This window comes from Corynebacterium sp. HMSC075F02, from assembly GCF_001838335.1.
Classification (GTDB): domain Bacteria; phylum Actinomycetota; class Actinomycetes; order Mycobacteriales; family Mycobacteriaceae; genus Corynebacterium; species Corynebacterium jeikeium_D.
The window spans coordinates 273,352-293,351 of the sequence record NZ_KV836306.1 but is presented as its reverse complement, the minus strand read 5'-3'; the positions used below and the strand labels follow the sequence as shown (position 1 = coordinate 293,351).

The following is a 20,000-nucleotide window of genomic DNA, read 5'->3' as shown; positions in this document are numbered from 1 at the left end:
TATCCATGATGCAATGACCGCCTGACCCTACCGCCCGAAAAATGGCTTGAAAGTGTCATAAACCCATACAGTTTCACATTTGCAGCCCCAAGTTCGCATCCCCGAGCGAGCAGCCCGTGGCTCTTTGGGGTTGTCAGAATCGAATCTCGAAGCCTGCGGTTCCCACGAAGGGCATTTCTTCGATAGTGTGGATTATCGGCTAGAATTTACGCACTGAACCAGACTTGCTCTGCACAGTGGGGGCTTGGATCCGGAGAACATTCCCGGAGTCTGCCCTTGAAGAATTCACGTTTGAGTTTCACTGTGCAGTATCTTTAGGTCTCATATGCACGAAGTAGCGAAGGAGCATCGTGTCTGAGGAAAACCAGACTTTCCAGGCGGCGGCTCGCCCGTCCGGTAAGCGCCAGGCGACGGGCGCGCAGACCACCGTGGCGAAGAAGCCTGCGCGTGAGAAGGAGACCAACGAGCTTTCGACTCGTAATCCTTTGGTTTTCATCAAGCAGGTAGTTGACGAGCTGCGCAAGGTGATTTGGCCGACCGGCCGCCAGATGGTCACCTACAGCATCATCGTGATTCTGTTCCTGATTGCCATGATCGCTCTCGTGTGGGGTGTGGACACGCTGGCCGGTCTGGGTGTCCGATCGGTGTTGGGTAAGTAATCGGTTATACTGTTTCGCAGTGATGCTTTTCATCCCGCCTCCGAGTTCCGGACGGCGGGATTATTCGTTAGCGCAGCTGGTGTCTGGCTGTGCGAAGTGATTGCGGATGGCATATTGGCTCTTAAGACTCTTTAGGCGAAGATGCCAATGTCGCGAACCGTTGATGTAGATACAAGAGGGGTTAGCACGACATGAATGATGGTCAGAATATTTTCTCCGACGCCCAGTCCGCGGATGCTGCCGCAACTGAGCAGGATGCGCAGGGCGCACCGGCTCAGGTAGAAGCTCCGGCCGAGGGTGCAGCCGCAGCCGACGCAGCCGCAGCTGACACTGCTGCAGCAGAAGCAGCGCCGGCAGAGGAGACTGCCGCTGACGCTGAGGTACAGGCAGCTGCTGACGCAGATGCCGAGTACCGTAAGCGCCTGCGCGAGTTCCAGCGTGAGCTCAAGCGTCGTCCGGGCGACTGGTACATCATCCAGTGCTACTCCGGCTACGAGAACAAGGTGAAGACCAACCTGGAAATGCGCGCCCAGACCATGGGTGTCGATGAGCAGATCCACGAGGTCATCGTTCCGGTTGAGGAAGTCGAAGAGCGCAAGGACGACGGCAAGAAGAAGATCGTTAAGCGCAAGCTGCTGCCGGGCTACGTTCTGGTTCGTATGAGCCTGGATGACCCGTCCTGGTCCGTCGTCCGCGACACCCCGGGTGTTACTTCCTTCGTCGGTAGCGAGGGCCAGCCGTCCAAGGTCAAGATTCGCGAGGTCGCTAAGTTCCTCATGCCGAAGGAGACCATCACCGCGGACGCCGCTGAAGAAGCTGCAAATGCCGACGGTGAGCTGGCTGTCGCAGCGGCGCCGCAGGCGGAGAAGAAGGCCGTCGCCATCGACTATGAGGTCGGCGAGTCCGTCACCATCCTGTCCGGTCCGTTCGCATCTGTGGCTGCGACCATCTCCGAGATCGACCCGGACACCGGCCGCATGAAGGCTCTGGTTTCCATCTTCGGCCGTGAGACCCCGGTCGAGCTGGGCATCGATGAGGTCGAGAAGCTGAACTAGGCCCGACCTCAAGCCAGGCGCAGAGCCAAGCGGAGAGCACCGCCAAGCCAAGCGCCGAGCAAGGCACCAGCTAGCTCGCTCGCGCAACCAATCCGGTAACGGATTTTGATGCACGCCATACGCTGCGGTAACGTAGCCAGGCGTGCATTTTTGTGCCTTGAGCACAGATGCGCCAAGTAATTCGTATCCCCGGTGGCTGGCACCAACTCGATGACCAGCGCCAGCGGCCATGATGGTCGAGGGCGCAAGGGTCGTCGTAAAGCGTCGGCATCCGGACGGGGTGAGTCGCCTTTTCATCGGGGCGGCGTGCCCCGGTAACTAGGAAGTAGGTTAATCCGATGGCTCCGAAGAAGAAGCTTTCTGCGATTATTAAGCTGCAGATTCAGGCTGGTCAGGCTAACCCGGCTCCGCCGGTTGGTCCGGCACTGGGTGCTCATGGTGTCAACATCATGGAGTTCTGCAAGGCTTACAACGCAGCAACTGAGAACCAGCGTGGCAACGTTGTCCCGGTTGAAATCTCTGTCTACGAAGACCGCTCCTTCACCTTCGTTCTGAAGACCCCGCCGGCAGCTAAGCTGCTGCTGAAGGCCGCTGGCATCCAGAAGGGCTCTGGCGTTCCGCACACCAACAAGGTCGGTTCCGTGACCTGGGAGCAGTGCAAGGAAATCGCCGAGCTGAAGAAGCCGGACCTGAACGCTAACGACATCGAGATGGGTGCACGCATCATCGCCGGTACCGCTCGTTCTATGGGCATCACCGTCGAGGGCGCTAAGTAAACCGTCAGCGTTTAGCTGCACCTTCATCAAGTGGTAGGGCCAGCTTCGGCCCGCTACACACCACAATCCAACCATTTCACTTAATTGAGATTGGACTTTTCATGAGCAAGAACTCTAAGGCATACCGCGCCGCCGCCGAGAAGATCGACGCCGGCCGCATCTACTCTCCGCTCGAGGCCGCTAACCTGGCCAAGGAGACCTCCTCCAAGAACTACGACGCCACCATCGACGTCGCCATCCGCCTGGGCGTTGACCCGCGCAAGGCTGACCAGCTGGTTCGCGGCACTGTCTCCCTGCCGAACGGTACCGGTAAGACCGTCCGCGTTGTCGTCTTCGCTGCTGGCGAGAACGCCACCAAGGCTGAAGAGGCTGGCGCTGACTTCGTTGGCTCCGAGGAGCTGATCGAGAAGATTCAGGGCGGTTGGACCGACTTCGACGCTGCTATCGCTACCCCGGACCAGATGGCCAAGGTTGGTCGCGTGGCTCGCATCCTCGGCCCGCGTGGTCTGATGCCGAACCCGAAGACCGGCACCGTTACCCCGGATGTCGCTAAGGCTGTCACCGAGATCAAGGGCGGTAAGATTTCCTTCCGCGTTGACAAGGCTGCAAACCTGCAGGCTGTTATCGGTAAGGCTTCCTTCGACGCTGAGAAGCTGGCCGAGAACTACGGTGCGCTTATCGACGAGCTGATGCGCCTCAAGCCGTCCGCTGCTAAGGGTAAGTACCTGAAGAAGATCACCGTCTCCGCCACCAACGGCCCGGGCATCCCGGTTGACACCAGTGTGATCAAGGACTACACCGCCTAAATCAGCATCAGCCGATAGGCGAGTGTGCTCTTCACGAGTCACTCGAGAGTGACTCTGAGCAAAGCTCTTTAAAACCGCCGCCGCGCGCACTTTCCAGAGTGTGTGAGGTGGCGGTTTTGCATTGGCATAAGGGGTATCGATAGCGCGGTGGGGGCTTGGGCGCGGTAGACGTCGTAAAGCGAATTGCTAATCCAAACAACTAATCCAGGCGAAATGGACTCACAGCCAAAGTTTGTTGCTTAAAATCGCGACTATGACGTTAATTTTGGAACCCGAAGAAGGGCTGGAGGCGCTCGGCGAGATTAATCGCCTGGCGCAGCTCGACGACGGTTCCGGAATTATTGAATCGCAGCTCATCTCGTATCTCGACTCGTTGGGCGACGACGCCTATGACATGCCCTGCCTGCGCATCGCGGGACAGACTCTGCTGGGCGAGGTACTGACGGGGCTAGGGGAGGACGAGCGCGTAGCTGAGGTCCTTCGCCGCAATATCCAGGACTCTGTGGTGCTTCCGGGGATGAGTGAGGAGGAAGCTCTGCAAGCTCGGGCGGCGCAGGTCGTGGTCGTGCGGCTGTTGCGCATCATCGCGCGGATGGAGGCCGTCGAGCTGCGCAATGTCGTGGCGCAGCAGTGCCTGGCATCGCAGATCCCGCCGGTTGTGCGCGTGGCACTGACACTCACCGTGGATATTCTCGACGCCGCCAGATTGGACGCACATCCCGACGACATGGTGCGCGTGGTGCTCGACTACGCCGACCAAGTGCTCTGGCTTGCCGACGACAACCTGAATGCGTACTTTGCCGAGCTCGAGATGATTGTCCAGCAACGTGAGAAGGACCTGGAGTTCGGCCGCTTCGGAGAGCCAGGTGCGGCGCGGTTTGGATAGGCGATTTGGTTAATTGCCAGGGTCTGGTATAAAGTTTCTTCACGAAGTTTGACCGGCTTCCAATCGGTACCAACATCGAGTTGGGAAGATGGAGGTTGGTACTCAAGTTTCACCGAAGACCGTCGGTCATTCGCTTTGAAAGAAGCGGATTGAAGGTTTCATTGTAGGAATACAGTGAGCGGCCCACGCAGGAGGACTTGGAAGCGCTTGCGCAGTTTGACTTCACCTGCTGGCCTTGGGGTTGGCGGAGTTGAAGTGGAACACGCCACAAGAATTGTGCGCCCCATCCTTGTGCGAGGATTGGGGCGTTTGTTGTATTTGCGCAAAAGAATCCTTCACTTGGCCGAGCGGAAAATTGCAAAGACCAGGAAGGAGGCGAGAGTACACATGGCAGCAAATGCTGAGAAGATTGCAGCTGTTGCAGCGCTGAAGCAGGACGTTGAAGAGTCCAACGCTATCGTGCTGACTGAGTACCGCGGCCTGTCCGTTGCGGAAATCACGGAACTGCGTCGCGCCCTCGGTGCTGATGTTAAGTACTCCGTCGCCAAGAACACCATGATCAAGATCGCTGCCGACGAGGCAGGGATTGAGGGTCTTGATGAGCACCTGAACGGCCCGACTGCAGTCGCCTTCATCAAGGGCGAGGCTGTGGATGCGGCTAAGGCGATTAAGAAGTTCGCCGGTGACAACAAGAACCTCGTGATCAAGGGCGGCTACATGGACGGTGCTGCAATGGATGCAGCACAGTTCGAGGCTCTTGCGGATATGGATAACCGTGAGACCACGCTGGCAAAGCTGGCTGGTGCCTTCAACGGCGTTCTGGCGAACGTCGCTGGCCTGCTCGACGCTCCGACCTCCTCGGTTGCCCGCCTTGCTGCGGCACTCGAGGAAAAGAAGTAATCCCGAGCGGCTCGCGATCTACGCGAACTAAATCACGCGAAAAACTTTTCAATATCACTTTGACGGCTTCGACCCCAGGGATCTCTGAGGGGAGCGGCCGCACCACACTCATAGGAGAATATCCATGGCTAAGTACACCACTGAGGAACTGCTCGAGGCTTTCAAGGAAATGACCCTCGTTGAGCTCACCGAGTTCAAGAAGGCTTTCGAGGAAGAGTTCGACGTCACCGCTGCTGCTCCGGTTGCAGTTGCTGCTGCAGGCGCTGCTGGCGGCGAGGCTGCTGCTGAGGAGAAGGACGAGTTCGACGTCGTCCTCGAGGACGCTGGCGCTAAGAAGATCGGCGTTATTAAGGCTGTCCGTGAGATCGTCTCCGGCCTGGGCCTGAAGGAGGCTAAGGAGATGGTTGAGTCCGCTCCGAAGGCTATCCTGGAGGGTGCTTCCAAGGACGACGCTGAGGCTGCTAAGGCTAAGCTGGAAGAGGCTGGCGCAAAGGTTGCCCTCAAGTAATTCAATTACTTGCCTCGGCCCCGGTAGTGGCCTAAAGCTACCAATTCTGACCGCCAGTTCTGGGCTTCGTGCCCGGGGTTGGCGGTTCTTTTGTATCTGGGGCCTTTGCTAACCCACCTGACCCGGGCAAAACCTCACTAATCTCACCCGTCACAGGGAGTTGAGGCAAAAACCAGCCCACTCATTGTCTTGATTACCCTTATTGGCCTGTAAAGTATCTAACATGCTCTCACGGCCGAGAATTTTGTCTATCCTTCTGTTGGGTCTAGGCACCGCACTGCTTGCTGCTGGCATTTTGCTGCCCAAAGTGCTCAATGTTGATCCCAAAATGCCGCTTGACCTGCCGCCGGTGTCGTATACCCTGCGGGCGGAAGACGGCGTATCCACCAGGATTAACGAAGAGGGCAAGCGGGAGGAAGTGCACTCGCCGCTGCAGCGACAGCTCCATGGCGTGCTCATCGAACCCGCGGATGCGGACAAGGTTTCGCTCCGTGTCGGTGTGACTGAAATGCGTGAGCTTCCCCCTGAGGTCATAGGCACCGACCCGCTGACGGAGCTTATCGAGGCCAATATCTGGACAGTTACCATCGACCGCCTCACTGGCGAGGCGCTGGCTCCTGCGACGCTTGTCGACCGCATGGCAGGCGTTCCACGGTCAGTGGCTTTCGAGGGGAACTGGGTGAAGCTTCCGGCCGACACGGAGGAAAAGGAATACCTGATCTTTGATGATCTCCTCCACGATTCCTTGCCGGCAAAGTTTGTCGGGGAAGAGGAGCGCGGCGGTAACCGTGTCCTGCATTTCCGTCAGGACATTGAGAAGACGAATCTCGCCCAGAAGTACCGTTCTTACGTCTCTCAGCTAACCCAGGATGACAAGTCCGGCTTCCTCCAGTACCAGGGCACCCGTGATTTGTGGGTTGAGCCCAAGTCTGGCTCGGTCATCGATATGGCCGAGGACATCCACCTTTGGTGGGAGACCCGCGATGGCGAGCCGATCATGGACTACCTGCGCTTCAACGGCAAGATGGACGAAGGCCTTTCCAATCAGCTTCTCTTTGGCGCAATACAGAATTTCCAGCGCCCAGCTCTAGAGCCGTGGTCAATCGGCCTCATTGCGTCCGGTTCGATTCTGGTATTCATCGCAATCGTGGGTATCGTGCGTCCTTCGACCCGTCGTAAAACAGAGTAACGCTTTACGACGGCCATAGCGCCCAGGCCTCATCGTTATATCGGTAACGGGTGAATGCGACACGCCCGATTTGTCAAGTTGTACTAGACAACTGCCAGTTTTTGATATAGGCTAAATCGTTGCGCTGGAATTAGTGTATCTGTCGCCAGCTCTTTTATAGTTTGCGCTCGGAGCGCGGGGCTATTATGTAGCACCGTTTTTCGTGCATCTAGCTGTTAAAGGAGTTGCTGCGACGCCGCCGTTAGGGCTCGGGGGCTCGCCTTTAAAGGCTGGTCTTGGAGGCCAAGTGGCGGGGGAATCACTTTCGTGTGTGACCAAAGGTTAGACGCAAAGTATCCCGGTGCGCAACAGAAATAATTCCTGCAACTTGAATCGCGTATAAACCAAGCGGGCGGAGCGCACCACCGGTTGCCGGTGTGCTCCACCGCGTGAGGTGCTGGAAGGACGCATCTTGGCAGTCTCCCGCCAGACCAAGGCAGTAACCGGTATTCCCGGAGCTTCGAAGAGGTACTCGTTTGCAAAGATTCAGGAGCCGATTGCGGTTCCTGGTCTGCTCGACCTGCAGCGTGAGTCTTTCGCATGGCTCATTGGCACGCCTGAGTGGCGTGCTCGTCGCCAGGAGGAGCTCGGAGAAGACGCTCGGGTTACCAGCGGTCTCGAAGATATTCTAGAAGAGCTCTCTCCGATCGAGGACTACTCCCAGAAGATGTCCCTGACGCTGTCGGACCCATGGTTCGACTCCGTCAAGAACACCGTGGATGAGTCCAAGGATAAGGACATCAACTACTCGGCTCCCCTCTACGTCACCGCGGAGTTCACCAACCGCGAGACCGGTGAGATCAAGAGCCAGACCGTCTTCATCGGTGACTTCCCGATGATGACGGACAAGGGTACGTTCATCGTCAACGGAACTGAGCGTGTCGTTGTTTCTCAGCTGGTGCGCTCTCCGGGCGTCTACTTCGATGAGACCATCGACAAGTCCACCGAGCGCCCGCTGCACTCGGTGAAGATTATTCCGTCGCGCGGTGCGTGGCTGGAGTTCGACGTCGACAAGCGGGACACCGTCGGCGTTCGTATTGACCGTAAGCGTCGCCAGCCGGTCACGGTTCTGCTGAAGGCTTTCGGCTGGACCACCGAGGAGATCAAGGAGCGCTTCGGCTTCTCTGAGATCATGATGGCCACCCTGGAGAAGGACGGTGTTGCAAACACCGACGAGGCCCTGCTGGAGATTTACCGCAAGCAGCGCCCGGGTGAGCCGCCGACGCGCGAGTCCGCGCTGGCTCTGCTGGAGAACAACTTCTTCAAACCGAAGCGCTACGACCTGGCTAAGGTCGGTCGCTACAAGGTCAACCGCAAGCTGGGCCTGGGCGCTGATGCCTCCGGCGAGATGGTTCTGACCGAGCAGGATATTGCTACCACCATCGAATACCTCGTGCGTCTGCACGACGGCGAGAATGTTATGACCTCGCCGGAAGGCGTCGAAATCCCGGTTGAGACCGACGATATCGACCACTTCGGTAACCGTCGTCTGCGTACCGTAGGCGAGCTGATTCAGAACCAGGTCCGCGTGGGTCTGTCCCGCATGGAACGCGTGGTTCGTGAGCGCATGACCACTCAGGACGTGGAGTCGATCCAGCCGACCACCCTGATTAACGTGCGCCCGGTTTCCGCGGCTATCCGTGAGTTCTTCGGTACTTCCCAGCTGTCCCAGTTCATGGACCAGAACAACTCGCTGTCGGGCCTGACCCACAAGCGTCGTCTGTCCGCACTGGGCCCGGGTGGTCTGACCCGTGACCGTGCTGGCCTTGAGGTTCGAGACGTTCACCCGTCCCACTACGGTCGCATGTGTCCAATTGAGACCCCAGAGGGTCCGAACATTGGCCTGATTGGTTCGCTGTCCTGCTACGCACGCGTGAACCCGTTCGGTTTCATTGAGACTCCGTACCGTCGCGTCCGCGATGGTGTCATCACCGACGAGGTCGACTACCTCACCGCTGATGAGGAAGACCGCTACGTCGTCGCGCAGGCCAACACCCCGATCGACGAGAACGGCCACTTCGTTCAGGAGACCCTGTCTGTTCGTAAGAAGGGTGGTGACGTCGAGTCCGTCCGCGCCGATGAGGTCGACTACCTCGATGTTTCCCCGCGTCAGATGGTCTCCGTGGCTACCGCCATGATTCCGTTCCTCGAGCACGACGACGCTAACCGTGCCCTGATGGGTGCGAACATGCAGCGTCAGGCTGTGCCGCTGCTGCGTTCGGAGGCTCCGTTCGTCGGTACCGGTATGGAGCAGCGTGCTGCTTACGACGCCGGCGATGTCATTGTCGCTTCGGCCACCGGTGTGGTCGAGACGGTGTCGGCAGACTTCATCACCATCATGGACGATGAGGGCCAGCGCCACACCTACCTGCTGCGCAAGTTCGAACGCACCAACCAGGGCACCTGCTACAACCAGAAGCCACTGGTTGACGAAGGCCAGCGTGTTGAGGCCGGCCAGGTCATCGCTGATGGTCCGGGTACCGACAACGGTGAGATGGCACTTGGTAAGAACCTGCTCGTGGCATTCATGCCGTGGGAAGGACACAACTACGAGGACGCCATCATCCTGAACCAGCGCATGGTTGAGGAGGACATCCTGACCTCGATTCACATCGAGGAGCATGAGATTGATGCCCGCGACACCAAGCTGGGTCCGGAGGAAATCACCCGTGACATCCCGAACGCATCCGAGGAGATGCTGAAGGATCTGGATGACCGCGGTATCGTCCGCATCGGTGCCGACGTTCGCGACGGTGACATCCTGGTCGCTAAGACCACGCCGAAGGGCGAGACTGAGCTGACTCCGGAGGAGCGCCTGCTGCGCGCTATCTTCGGCGAGAAGTCCCGCGAGGTCCGTGACACCTCCATGCGTGTTCCGCACGGTGAGTCCGGCAAGGTCATCGGCGTCCGCGTCTTCTCCCGTGAAGACGATGACGACCTGGCACCGGGTGTCAACGAGATGGTCCGCGTCTACGTTGCGCAGAAGCGCAAGATTCAGGACGGCGACAAGATGGCAGGTCGCCACGGTAACAAGGGTGTTATCGGCAAGATCCTGCCGCAGGAGGATATGCCGTTCCTGCCGGACGGCACCCCGGTCGACATCATTCTGAACACCCACGGTGTTCCGCGTCGTATGAACATCGGCCAGGTCCTCGAGGTTCACCTCGGCTGGCTGGCGAAGGCCGGCTGGAGCATTGAGGGCGACCCGGATTGGGCTAAGCGTCTTCCGGCTGACCTGCACGACGTTCCGTCCGACTCCCTGGTCGCAACCCCAGTGTTCGACGGTGCTGAGAACGAGGAGCTCGCTGGTCTGCTCGCGTCGTCCCGCCCGAACCGTGACGGCGAGGTGCTGGTCAACGCTGACGGTAAGGCCACGCTGTTCGACGGCCGCTCTGGCGAGAAGTTCCCGTTCCCGGTTTCGGTGGGCTACATGTACATGCTGAAGCTGCACCACCTGGTCGACGAGAAGATTCACGCTCGTTCCACCGGTCCGTACTCCATGATTACCCAGCAGCCGCTGGGTGGTAAGGCTCAGTTCGGTGGTCAGCGCTTCGGTGAGATGGAGGTGTGGGCAATGCAGGCATACGGCGCTGCCTACACCCTGCAGGAGCTGCTCACTATCAAGTCCGATGACGTGGTTGGCCGCGTCAAGGTCTACGAGGCAATCGTGAAGGGCGACAACATTCCGGATCCGGGTATTCCGGAGTCGTTCAAGGTGCTTCTGAAGGAACTGCAGTCGCTCTGCCTGAACGTTGAGGTCCTTTCGGCCGACGGCGTTCCGGTTGAGTTGGGCTCCTCCGACGATGAGGAACTCGACCACGCGACCGCTTCCCTCGGCATTAACCTGTCCCGCGACGAGCGTTCTGACGCTGACTCCGCATAGTTTCTCGCTTAACGACGAAACATTGCGTGAGTATCAGGGTCGGGAAGCCCTAACTCGCGAATAACCCAACACAGACGACAACGTACAAAAACCTCCGCAGAGAATTTGGTTTCCGCATTACTTCGATGCGGAGGGAAAGGGAAAACAGGTGCTCGACGTCAACAACTTTGACGAGCTCCGGATTGGGCTCGCTACCGCCGACGACATCCGCCGCTGGTCTCGCGGTGAGGTCAAGAAGCCCGAGACGATTAACTACCGTACGCTGAAGCCGGAAAAGGATGGCCTTTTCTGTGAGCGTATCTTCGGCCCGACCCGTGACTGGGAGTGTGCTTGTGGTAAGTACAAGCGCGTTCGCTTCAAGGGCATCATCTGTGAACGCTGTGGCGTTGAGGTGACCAAGTCGAAGGTTCGCCGTGAGCGCATGGGCCACATTGAGCTGGCCGCTCCGGTCACTCACATCTGGTACTTCAAGGGTGTGCCGTCTCGCCTCGGCTACCTGCTCGATTTGGCTCCGAAGGATTTGGAAAAGATCATCTACTTCGCTGCCAACATCATCACTTCTGTGGATGAAGAGGCTCGCCACAACGACCAGGAAACCCTCGAAGCAGACATGCTCGTGGACAAGAAGCTGGTTGAGGACGACCGCGACCAGGAGCTGGCCGAACGCGCCCAGACCCTGGAAGAGGATCTGGCTGAGCTCGAGGCAGCCGGTGCCAAGGCTGACGCCCGCAAGAAGGTTCAGTCTGCAGCCGAGCGCGAGATGCGCCACATCCGTGAGCGCGCCCAGCGCGAGCTGGATCGTCTCGATGAGATTTGGAACACCTTCATCAAGCTCGAGCCGAAGCAGATGATTATCGACGAGGGTATTTACACCGAGCTCGTCGACCGCTACGAGGACTACTTCACCGGTGGTATGGGTGCTGAGGCTATTCAGACCCTGATCCGCAACTTCGACCTGGCCAAGGAGGCCGAGGAGCTGCGCGAGATTATTCGCGACGGCAAGGGTCAGAAGAAGATGCGCGCCCTCAAGCGCCTGAAGGTTGTCACTGCATTCCTGCAGTCCGGCAACGACCCAGCCGCTATGGTGCTCGACTGCATCCCGGTGATTCCGCCGGAGCTGCGCCCGATGGTGCAGCTCGACGGTGGCCGCTTTGCGACCTCGGACTTGAACGACCTCTACCGTCGTGTCATCAACCGCAACAACCGCCTGAAGCGCATGATCGACCTCGGCGCTCCGGAGATCATCGTCAACAACGAGAAGCGCATGCTTCAGGAATCCGTTGACGCACTGTTCGACAATGGACGTCGCGGCCGCCCGGTCACTGGTCCGGGTAACCGCCCGCTGAAGTCCCTGAGCGACCTGCTCAAGGGTAAGCAGGGTCGTTTCCGTCAGAACCTGCTGGGTAAGCGTGTTGACTACTCCGGCCGTTCGGTTATTATCGTCGGCCCGCAGCTGAAGCTGCACCAGTGTGGTCTGCCGAAGCTGATGGCACTTGAGCTGTTCAAGCCGTTCGTGATGAAGGAGCTCGTGGCCAAGAGCTACGCGCAGAACATCAAGAGCGCGAAGCGCATGGTTGAGCGTCAGCGCCCAGAGGTGTGGGACGTCCTCGAAGATGTCATTACCGGACACCCGGTCCTGCTGAACCGTGCACCTACGCTGCACCGCCTGGGTATTCAGGCTTTCGAGCCGGTCCTGGTTGAGGGTAAGGCAATTCAGCTGCACCCACTGGCATGTGAGGCTTTCAACGCCGACTTCGACGGTGACCAGATGGCAGTCCACCTGCCGCTGTCCGCTGAAGCACAGGCCGAGGCTCGCGTCCTGATGCTGTCCTCGAACAACATTCTGTCGCCGGCTTCCGGTAAGCCGCTGGCTATGCCGCGTCTGGATATGGTCACTGGCCTGTACTTCCTGACGCTGGAGAAGCCGGAGCTGCCGGGTGGCCACCAGGATGCCACCGAGGACGCACCGGAGCAGGGTATTTACACCAGCCCGGCCGAGGCCATCATGGCTTACGACCGCGGTGCAATTGGTCTGCAGAGCCCGATTAAGGTGCGCATCAGCCACCTGCGTCCGCCGGCCGAGATTGAGGCCGAGCAGTTCCCAGACGGTTGGAACAAGGGCGATACCTGGCTGGCTTCGACCACGCTGGGCCGCGTTATGTTCAACGACCTGCTGCCGTGGAACTACCCATACGTCGAAGGCGTTATGGCTAAGAAGCCGCAGGCTGCGATCATCAACGACTTGGCTGCCAAGTACCCGATGATCACGGTCGCTCAGACCGTCGACAAGCTCAAGGATGCTGGCTTCTACTGGGCTACCCGTTCTGGTGTCACCATTGCTATGTCTGACGTGCTGGTTCTCCCGAACAAGCGGGAGATCCTAAACGGCTACGAAGAGAAGGCCGCCACGGTGGAGAAGAAGTTCCGCCGCGGTAAGCTCTCGGCTGCTGAGCGTCACGAGTCGCTGGTTAACCTGTGGAAGGCTGCGACGGCTGAGGTCGGTGAAAAGGTCGAGGCTCTGTACCCGGATGACAATCCGATTCCGATGATCGTGAAGTCGGGTGCTGCCGGTAACATGGGCCAGATTCACTCGCTGGCCGGCATGAAGGGTATGGTTACGAACCCGCGTGGTGAATACATCACCCGTCCGATTAAGACCTCCTTCCGCGAAGGCCTGTCGGTTCTCGAGTACTTCAACAACTCGCACGGTTCCCGTAAGGGTCTGGCCGATACCGCGCTTCGTACCGCTGACTCGGGTTACCTGACCCGTCGTCTGGTCGACGTTGCGCAGGACGTCATCGTTCGCGAAGAGGACTGTGGCACCCACGATGGTGTCATTGTCGAGATCGGCGAGGATGTTCTGGACGCAGCCGGCAACCCGACCGGCGAGATCCGTCGTGCGAAGTATGTCGAGACCGCCGCGATTGCTCGTGTGCTGGCAGCCGATGTCACCGACGCTGAGGGCAATGTCCTTATCGCGGCTGACACCGACCTGAACGACGACCACATCACCCTGGCTCTCAGCCACGGTGTCAAGGAAGTCAAGGTCCGCTCGGTTCTGACCTGTTCCACCGCAACCGGTGTCTGTGCCAAGTGTTACGGTCGCTCGATGGCAACCGGCAAGCTGGTCGACATCGGAGAGGCTGTCGGTATTGTTGCTGCGCAGTCCATTGGTGAGCCGGGTACCCAGCTGACCATGCGTACGTTCCACCAGGGTGGTGTCGGTGGCGACATTACCGGTGGTCTGCCGCGTGTCCAGGAGCTGTTTGAGGCCCGCGTGCCGAAGAACAAGGCTCCGCTGGTCCGCGAAAACGGTCGCGTGCGCCTGGAGGAGGACGAGCACTTCTACACGCTCACCCTCATCCCGGATGCCAACAGCGAAGACGAGGTTGTTTACGACAAGCTGTCCAAGCGTCAGGGCCTGGCTGAAATCACTGTCGATGGCCGTCGTCGCGCCATCCGCGATGGTGACCATGTGGTCAAGGGTCAGCAGCTGCTCAAGGGCGCTGCCGATCCGCACGAGGTCCTCGAGGTTCTGGGCCGCCGAGGCGTCCAGCGCCACCTCATCGAGGAAGTCCAGTCGGTCTACCGTGATCAGGGTGTGGCCATTCACGACAAGCACATCGAGGTTATCGTCAGCCAGATGCTGCGCCGCGTGATTGTGTCTAAGCCAGGTGACTCCGAACTGCTGCCAGGTGCACTGGTCGAGCGCTCCACGGTCATGGCGAAGAACCGCGAGATTGTCGCCTCCGGTGGCAGCGTCATCGAAGGCCGTCGCGTGCTGATGGGTATTACCAAGGCATCGCTGGCCACCGAGTCCTGGCTGTCCGCCGCCTCCTTCCAGGAGACGACGCGCGTGCTTACCGACGCCGCTATCAACAAGCGCTCGGATAAGCTCATCGGCCTGAAGGAGAACGTGATCATCGGTAAGCTGATCCCGGCTGGTACGGGTATCTCGCGCTACCGCAACATCACGGTTGAGCCGACTGAGGAAGCTGCCCGCCAGGCAGCCGCCCCGTTCGCTTCCTTCGGCGAGGGCTTCTACGGTGCCGAGGACACCTACGGCATCGATCAGGTCGGTTCCGCAGTTCCGCTGGATGACATCGGAACCTTCGAGTAGAAATCAATAGCTTTGCGGCAGCGGCTGGGGGGAGCGGGAGAATTCCCTCGGTCACTGTCTGGCAAAGCACCTCGCCTGACAGTTGGGGCTTCGTGCGCTAACTGTTAGGTGGCAACCGGAAAAATCCTCCGGCACAGTTGTGGCTTACTAGCGGGTTGCTAGTTCGTCACGGTCGTGCCGGAGGATTTTTCTTTGTCGAGGCAACCCAACTGGAAAACTCGGCTGGAGACTGAAGAAAGGCGATAGGAACAGAGGCAAGGGGCAGGGGAGGAAGGGCCTAGGGGTTCCGTCCCGACCTCCCTCCTCTACATCTTGAGAGCCTCTGCAATCGGGGTGTTGCCCTCGTTGAAGTTAATCATGCGACCAACGGTAGCCTCGTTGAACACGGCCTGCGCGATGACATTGGCAACGGTCGCGCGAGCGACCTCGCCTGCCTTGTCCGCCGTGGTGTCGATGGAATCCTGGCCCTCGTTGAGCGTGAGCGCACTCGGGCCGAGAATGGTCCATTCCAGGTTTGAAGCGCGCAGCGCTTCGTCGGCTGCAGCCTTGGACTCGGCATAGGCAAAGAAGCTGTGATCCTCTGGAACGCCATGGTCGTGGCCCGCACCAAAGTAAGAGACCATCACGTAGCGCTTAACGCCAGCCTGCTCGGCTGCGGCAATCGAAGTAATAGCTGCGTCGCGGTCGATCGCGTACGTCCGTTCTGGTGAACCTCCACCAGCGCCGGCGGACCAAATCACAGCGTCGTGCGCGCTGAGAAGGTCCGCAAACTGTTCGGTCGAGAGACTGGCGATGTCGTAAACGGCTGGTGTGGCGCCGAGAGCCTCGATATCCGGAACCTGGTCGGGGTTGCGTATAACAGACGTGACCTCGTAGCCATCGTCGATAAGTAGGGGAGTAGAGATTTGGGCCACCTTGCCGTGGCCGCCAATGACAATAACCTTTTTAGACATGTCCCCACCTATACGCTGCCAGTACACTGCTGGCAATGAAGAAGGCATTCGCCTGTGGTGAACATGGCGATTAAGTTTCTCCAGCGCTGATGCAGGACAGTACTATGGGCAAACCGAACGGACGGCAGAATTGGCCGAGTTATCAATTCAAACCGGCATAGTAACGTCTGCGTCTTTTGGGGCGAGGCGCGCCGTGCTGAACACCCAAAAATTTGATCACCAAGCCCACAAGCGCTCAAAGTGCTTGAAATTTATAGGCCATTACCAGGGTGTTTGGACTAAACCCGCAGCTCGCGTACTGTTATACAACGATCCCAGAAAAGAATTGGGAACTTGAGACATTACCCAGTAGGCCAGCGAGAGCGGCTGACTGGGTTTCGCACGTTCAAAATCCCTCCATTTCTTGCGTTCAACCGATGGGCTCACCACTGGATGAGTAATAACTTTTCTTGTGATGCATTCACACGGAAGGTGGTTACTCCGCTGCGGTTGGCATCGGTCGTGAGAATGTCCAGCGAGGATTGAAAACAGAAAGAGGCTTCATGCCCACTATTCAGCAGCTGGTCCGCAAGGGCCGCCATGACAAGAAGGCTAAGGTTGCAACCGCAGCTCTGAAGGGTTCCCCTCAGCGCCGCGGCGTTTGCACCCGTGTTTACACCACCACCCCGAAGAAGCCGAACTCGGCTCTTCGTAAGGTCGCTCGTGTTCGTCTGACCTCTGGTATCGAGGTTTCGGCTTACATTCCGGGTGAGGGCCACAACCTGCAGGAGCACTCCATGGTGCTCGTTCGCGGTGGTCGTGTTAAGGACCTCCCGGGTGTCCGCTACAAGATCGTCCGTGGTTCCCTCGACACCCAGGGTGTCAAGGACCGCAAGCAGGCTCGTTCCCGCTACGGCGCAAAGAAGGAGAAGTAAGCCATGCCACGTAAGGGCCCAGTACAGAAGCGTCCTGTCGTCAACGACCCGGTCTACGGCTCCCCTCTGGTGTCGCAGCTGGTCAACAAGGTTCTGATCGACGGTAAGAAGTCGACTGCAGAGCGCATCGTCTACGGTGCACTTGAGCTGTGCGAAGAGAAGACCGGTACTGATCCGGTGCTGACTCTGAAGCGCGCAATCGAGAACGTCAAGCCGGCTCTTGAGGTTCGTTCCCGCCGTGTTGGTGGCGCCACCTACCAGGTCCCGGTCGAGGTTCGTCCGGGCCGTGGCACCACGCTGGCACTGCGCTGGCTGCTGATGTTCTCCCGTCAGCGCCGTGAGAACACCATGACCGAGCGTCTCGCTAACGAGATTCTCGATGCATCCAACGGCCTGGGTGCATCCGTCAAGCGTCGTGAGGACACTCACAAGATGGCGGAAGCAAACCGCGCATTCGCTCACTACCGCTGGTAATCGCTTATCGACGGAGGCCGCGAGTGGTCACCGTCGTAGAGCAGCTGCCGGTATGTCAACGGCGCGCGTCGGTCGCGGTCCACAGATCTTTAAGGGTCACTCAATAGGGGCCAGCCCGGCGCTTACACCCGATGTCTTGCGTAGAATTTACGCAATAGGTGTACGTCACGGCGCGACTTCGCGCCAAGACGGTGGCATTATAGATAAAGCAAACCCGACCGACGGCGGATTTGACGGCCAATTGCAATCCCGTAATTGAGTCTCACCGCCAAACCGATTTGAAACGAGTGGGGAATCAAGTGGCTGAAGGTGCACTTCCCGTTAAGAAGGACCTCCACAAGGTCCGCAACATCGGCATCATGGCGCACATCGATGCTGGTAAGACGACTACGACTGAGCGCATCCTGTACTACACGGGTATTAACCGCAAGGTCGGCGAGACTCACGATGGTGGCGCTACCACCGACTGGATGGAGCAGGAGAAGGAGCGCGGTATCACCATTACCTCCGCTGCTGTGACCTGTTTCTGGAACGACAACCAGATCAACATCATCGATACCCCGGGCCACGTCGACTTCACCGTTGAGGTTGAGCGTTCCCTGCGTGTGCTCGACGGTGCCGTCGCAGTCTTCGACGGTAAGGAAGGTGTCGAGCCGCAGTCTGAGCAGGTTTGGCGTCAGGCTCAGAAGTACGATGTCCCGCGTATTTGCTTCGTCAACAAGATGGACAAGCTGGGCGCTGACTTCTACTACACCGTTGGCACCATCGTTGACCGCCTCGGTGCTAAGCCGTTGGTTATGCAGCTGCCGATTGGCGCTGAGGATGACTTCGACGGCGTTGTTGACCTGCTGGAGATGAAGGCCCTCATGTGGCCGGGCAAGGTTGAGATCGGTACTCCTGCGCAGGTCGAGGAGATTCCGGCGGACATGGTCGACAAGGCTAACGAGTACCGTGAGAAGCTCATTGAGACCGTCGCTGAGTCCGACGAGGAGCTCATGGAGAAGTACTTCGGTGGCGAAGAGCTGACCATGGACGAGATCAAGGGCGCCATCCGCAAGATGGTTATCAACTCTGAGGTCTACCCGGTCTACTGTGGTACCGCGTACAAGAACAAGGGTGTTGAGCCGCTGCTCGACGCTGTCATTGACTTCCTGCCGAATCCGCTGGACATCGGTGAGGTTCACGGCCACCAGATGGGCGACGAGGACGTCGATATGGTCCGTAAGCCGTCTAAGGATGAGCCGTTCTCCGCTCTCGCATTCAAGATTGCTGCTCACCCGTTCTTCGGCAAGCTGACCTTCGTCCGCGTTTACTCCGGTCGTGTGGAGCCTGGCCAGCAGGTCCTGAACTCCACCAAGGACAAGAAGGAGCGCGTCGGTAAGCTGTTCCAGATGCACGCCAACAAGGAGAACCCTGTTGACGAGGCAGTGGCAGGTAACATCTACGCCTTCATTGGTCTGAAGGACACCACCACCGGTGACACCCTGTGTGCACAGGATGCTCCGATCGTTCTGGAGTCCATGTCCTTCCCGGATCCGGTTATCTCCGTTGCTATTGAGCCAAAGTCCAAGGCTGACCAGGAGAAGCTGGGTACCGCTATTCAGCGTCTGGCTGAAGAGGACCCGACCTTCACCGTTCACCTGGATGAGGAAACCGGCCAGACCGTTATCGGCGGTATGGGCGAGCTCCACCTCGACGTCCTGGTTGACCGCATGAAGCGCGAGTTCAAGGTCGAAGCAAACATCGGTAACCCGCAGGTTGCTTACCGCGAGACCATCCGCAAGCCGGTCGAGAAGTTCGAGTACACCCACAAGAAGCAGACCGGTGGTTCGGGTCAGTTCGCCCGCGTCATCATTGCTCTGGAGCCGTACTCCCCGTCCGCTGAAGAGGTGGAAGAAGGCGAGTCCACAACTTACCTCTTCGCAAACGAGGTCACCGGTGGCCGCGTTCCGAAGGAGTACATCCCGTCTGTCGACGCTGGTATCCAGGATGCAATGCAGTACGGTACCCTCGCCGGCTACCCGCTGGTGAACATCAAGGCAACCCTGCTCGACGGTGCTTACCACGAGGTTGACTCCTCCGAAATGGCCTTCAAGATCGCTGGTCAGCAGGCTCTGAAGGAAGCTGTTCAGAAGGCTAAGCCGGTCCTGCTCGAGCCGATGATGGCCGTTGAGGTCATTACTCCGGAAGAGTACATGGGTGAGGTCATCGGTGACATCAACTCCCGTCGTGGCCAGGTCAACTCCATGGAAGACCGCACCGGCGTCAAGGCTGTCAAGGCTCTGGTTCCGCTGTCCGAGATGTTCGGCTACGTTGGTGACCTGCGTTCCAAGACCCAGGGTCGCGCTAACTACACCATGATCTTCGACTCCTACGCTGAGGTTCCGTCCTCCGTGGCCGAGGAGATCATTGCAGCTCGTACCGGCGCTTAAATCACGCCGGTAGGGTGGGGCACTCAATCAGAGTTGACCCCATCCCTGCACGCACTGCACTGTCACTCTTTTAGAGAACGCAGTGCGAGGGTCTGCAGCTTTAGTAGATTCCCTCTAGCTTTGACTGTGCTGAGACATCGTCAGACTGTTGGCGTGTGTTAGCACAGGCAAGCTCTAGGGGGTAGCTGCTCGCAATTCATATCGTTGGCCGATTTTAGATCGCAGCTCAAATATCTAGCATTTATGCAGGTAAATGACGATGTGAGTTGCTGGCCGTTACCCACCCTTAACTAGGGGGTTGGTCTGGTTTGGAAAACTCCAGTATCCTGCCCTAGTATCGAGTAACTGGCACAGTGAAAGAATAGTGCTCTTTTGCGCGCGCACGTTCCGAAGTCGGAAGCGAACA

Annotated in this window: 14 protein-coding genes; 13 read left to right on the top strand and 1 reads right to left on the bottom strand. The window is 58.6% G+C overall.

Going from position 1 to position 20,000, the window contains the following annotated elements; translation table 11 throughout:
• Positions 1-350: 350 nt before the first annotated feature.
• The 10 genes from secE (at position 351) to HMPREF2920_RS02380 (ending at position 14,821) form a co-directional block, all read left to right on the top strand.
• On the top strand, positions 351-659 hold the full coding sequence (secE, locus tag HMPREF2920_RS02425; RefSeq protein ID WP_016422041.1) for a preprotein translocase subunit SecE: 309 nt from the start codon (positions 351-353) through the stop codon (positions 657-659).
• A 191-nt stretch (positions 660-850) separates the two neighbouring features.
• Entirely contained in the window at positions 851-1,714 is an 864-nt protein-coding gene (nusG, locus tag HMPREF2920_RS02420) for a transcription termination/antitermination protein NusG (protein WP_016422042.1), read from the top strand.
• Between the two features lie 338 nt (positions 1,715-2,052).
• Positions 2,053-2,490 carry a 50S ribosomal protein L11 gene (gene rplK / locus HMPREF2920_RS02415; protein ID WP_016422043.1) on the top strand — a complete coding sequence of 146 codons (438 nt, stop codon included), beginning with the start codon at positions 2,053-2,055 and terminating at the stop codon, positions 2,488-2,490.
• A gap of 101 nt (positions 2,491-2,591) precedes the next feature.
• Positions 2,592-3,296: a 50S ribosomal protein L1 gene (gene rplA, locus HMPREF2920_RS02410; RefSeq protein ID WP_016422044.1), complete on the top strand. Its 705-nt coding sequence runs from the start codon at positions 2,592-2,594 to the stop codon at positions 3,294-3,296.
• Between the two features lie 253 nt (positions 3,297-3,549).
• Positions 3,550-4,182 carry a hypothetical protein gene (locus HMPREF2920_RS02405; RefSeq protein WP_042388383.1) on the top strand — a complete coding sequence of 211 codons (633 nt, stop codon included), beginning with the start codon at positions 3,550-3,552 and terminating at the stop codon, positions 4,180-4,182.
• Between the two features lie 387 nt (positions 4,183-4,569).
• Complete coding sequence (gene rplJ / locus HMPREF2920_RS02400) at positions 4,570-5,082, top strand: 50S ribosomal protein L10 (RefSeq protein WP_016422046.1); 513 nt, start codon at positions 4,570-4,572, stop codon at positions 5,080-5,082.
• 124 nt (positions 5,083-5,206) lie between these two features.
• The gene (gene rplL, locus HMPREF2920_RS02395) at positions 5,207-5,590 is read left to right on the top strand and encodes a 50S ribosomal protein L7/L12 (protein WP_016422047.1); all 384 of its coding nucleotides are present in this window, start codon (positions 5,207-5,209) and stop codon (positions 5,588-5,590) included.
• A gap of 223 nt (positions 5,591-5,813) precedes the next feature.
• A complete protein-coding gene (locus HMPREF2920_RS02390) occupies positions 5,814-6,779 on the top strand; it encodes a cell envelope lipid trafficking protein PgfA (RefSeq protein WP_042388387.1) in 966 nt (321 codons plus the stop codon).
• 433 nt (positions 6,780-7,212) lie between these two features.
• On the top strand, positions 7,213-10,701 hold the full coding sequence (locus HMPREF2920_RS02385) for a DNA-directed RNA polymerase subunit beta (protein ID WP_042388391.1): 3,489 nt from the start codon (positions 7,213-7,215) through the stop codon (positions 10,699-10,701).
• Positions 10,702-10,849: 148 nt separating this feature from the next.
• A complete protein-coding gene (locus HMPREF2920_RS02380; RefSeq protein ID WP_016422050.1) occupies positions 10,850-14,821 on the top strand; it encodes a DNA-directed RNA polymerase subunit beta' in 3,972 nt (1,323 codons plus the stop codon).
• Between the two features lie 305 nt (positions 14,822-15,126).
• On the opposite strand, the gene HMPREF2920_RS02375 is transcribed toward HMPREF2920_RS02380, so the two are convergent.
• Positions 15,127-15,774: an SDR family oxidoreductase gene (locus HMPREF2920_RS02375; RefSeq protein ID WP_016422051.1), complete on the bottom strand. Its 648-nt coding sequence runs from the start codon at positions 15,772-15,774 to the stop codon at positions 15,127-15,129.
• Positions 15,775-16,316: 542 nt separating this feature from the next.
• On the opposite strand from HMPREF2920_RS02375, the gene rpsL reads away from it, so the two are divergent.
• From rpsL to fusA, 3 genes are all read left to right on the top strand, one after another.
• The gene (gene rpsL / locus HMPREF2920_RS02370) at positions 16,317-16,688 is read left to right on the top strand and encodes a 30S ribosomal protein S12 (protein ID WP_005509887.1); all 372 of its coding nucleotides are present in this window, start codon (positions 16,317-16,319) and stop codon (positions 16,686-16,688) included.
• A gap of 3 nt (positions 16,689-16,691) precedes the next feature.
• Positions 16,692-17,162: a 30S ribosomal protein S7 gene (gene rpsG / locus HMPREF2920_RS02365; protein ID WP_016422052.1), complete on the top strand. Its 471-nt coding sequence runs from the start codon at positions 16,692-16,694 to the stop codon at positions 17,160-17,162.
• 299 nt (positions 17,163-17,461) lie between these two features.
• Positions 17,462-19,594, top strand: a complete 2,133-nt coding sequence (fusA, locus tag HMPREF2920_RS02360; RefSeq protein ID WP_016422053.1) for an elongation factor G — start codon at positions 17,462-17,464, stop codon at positions 19,592-19,594.
• Positions 19,595-20,000 lie beyond the last annotated feature (406 nt).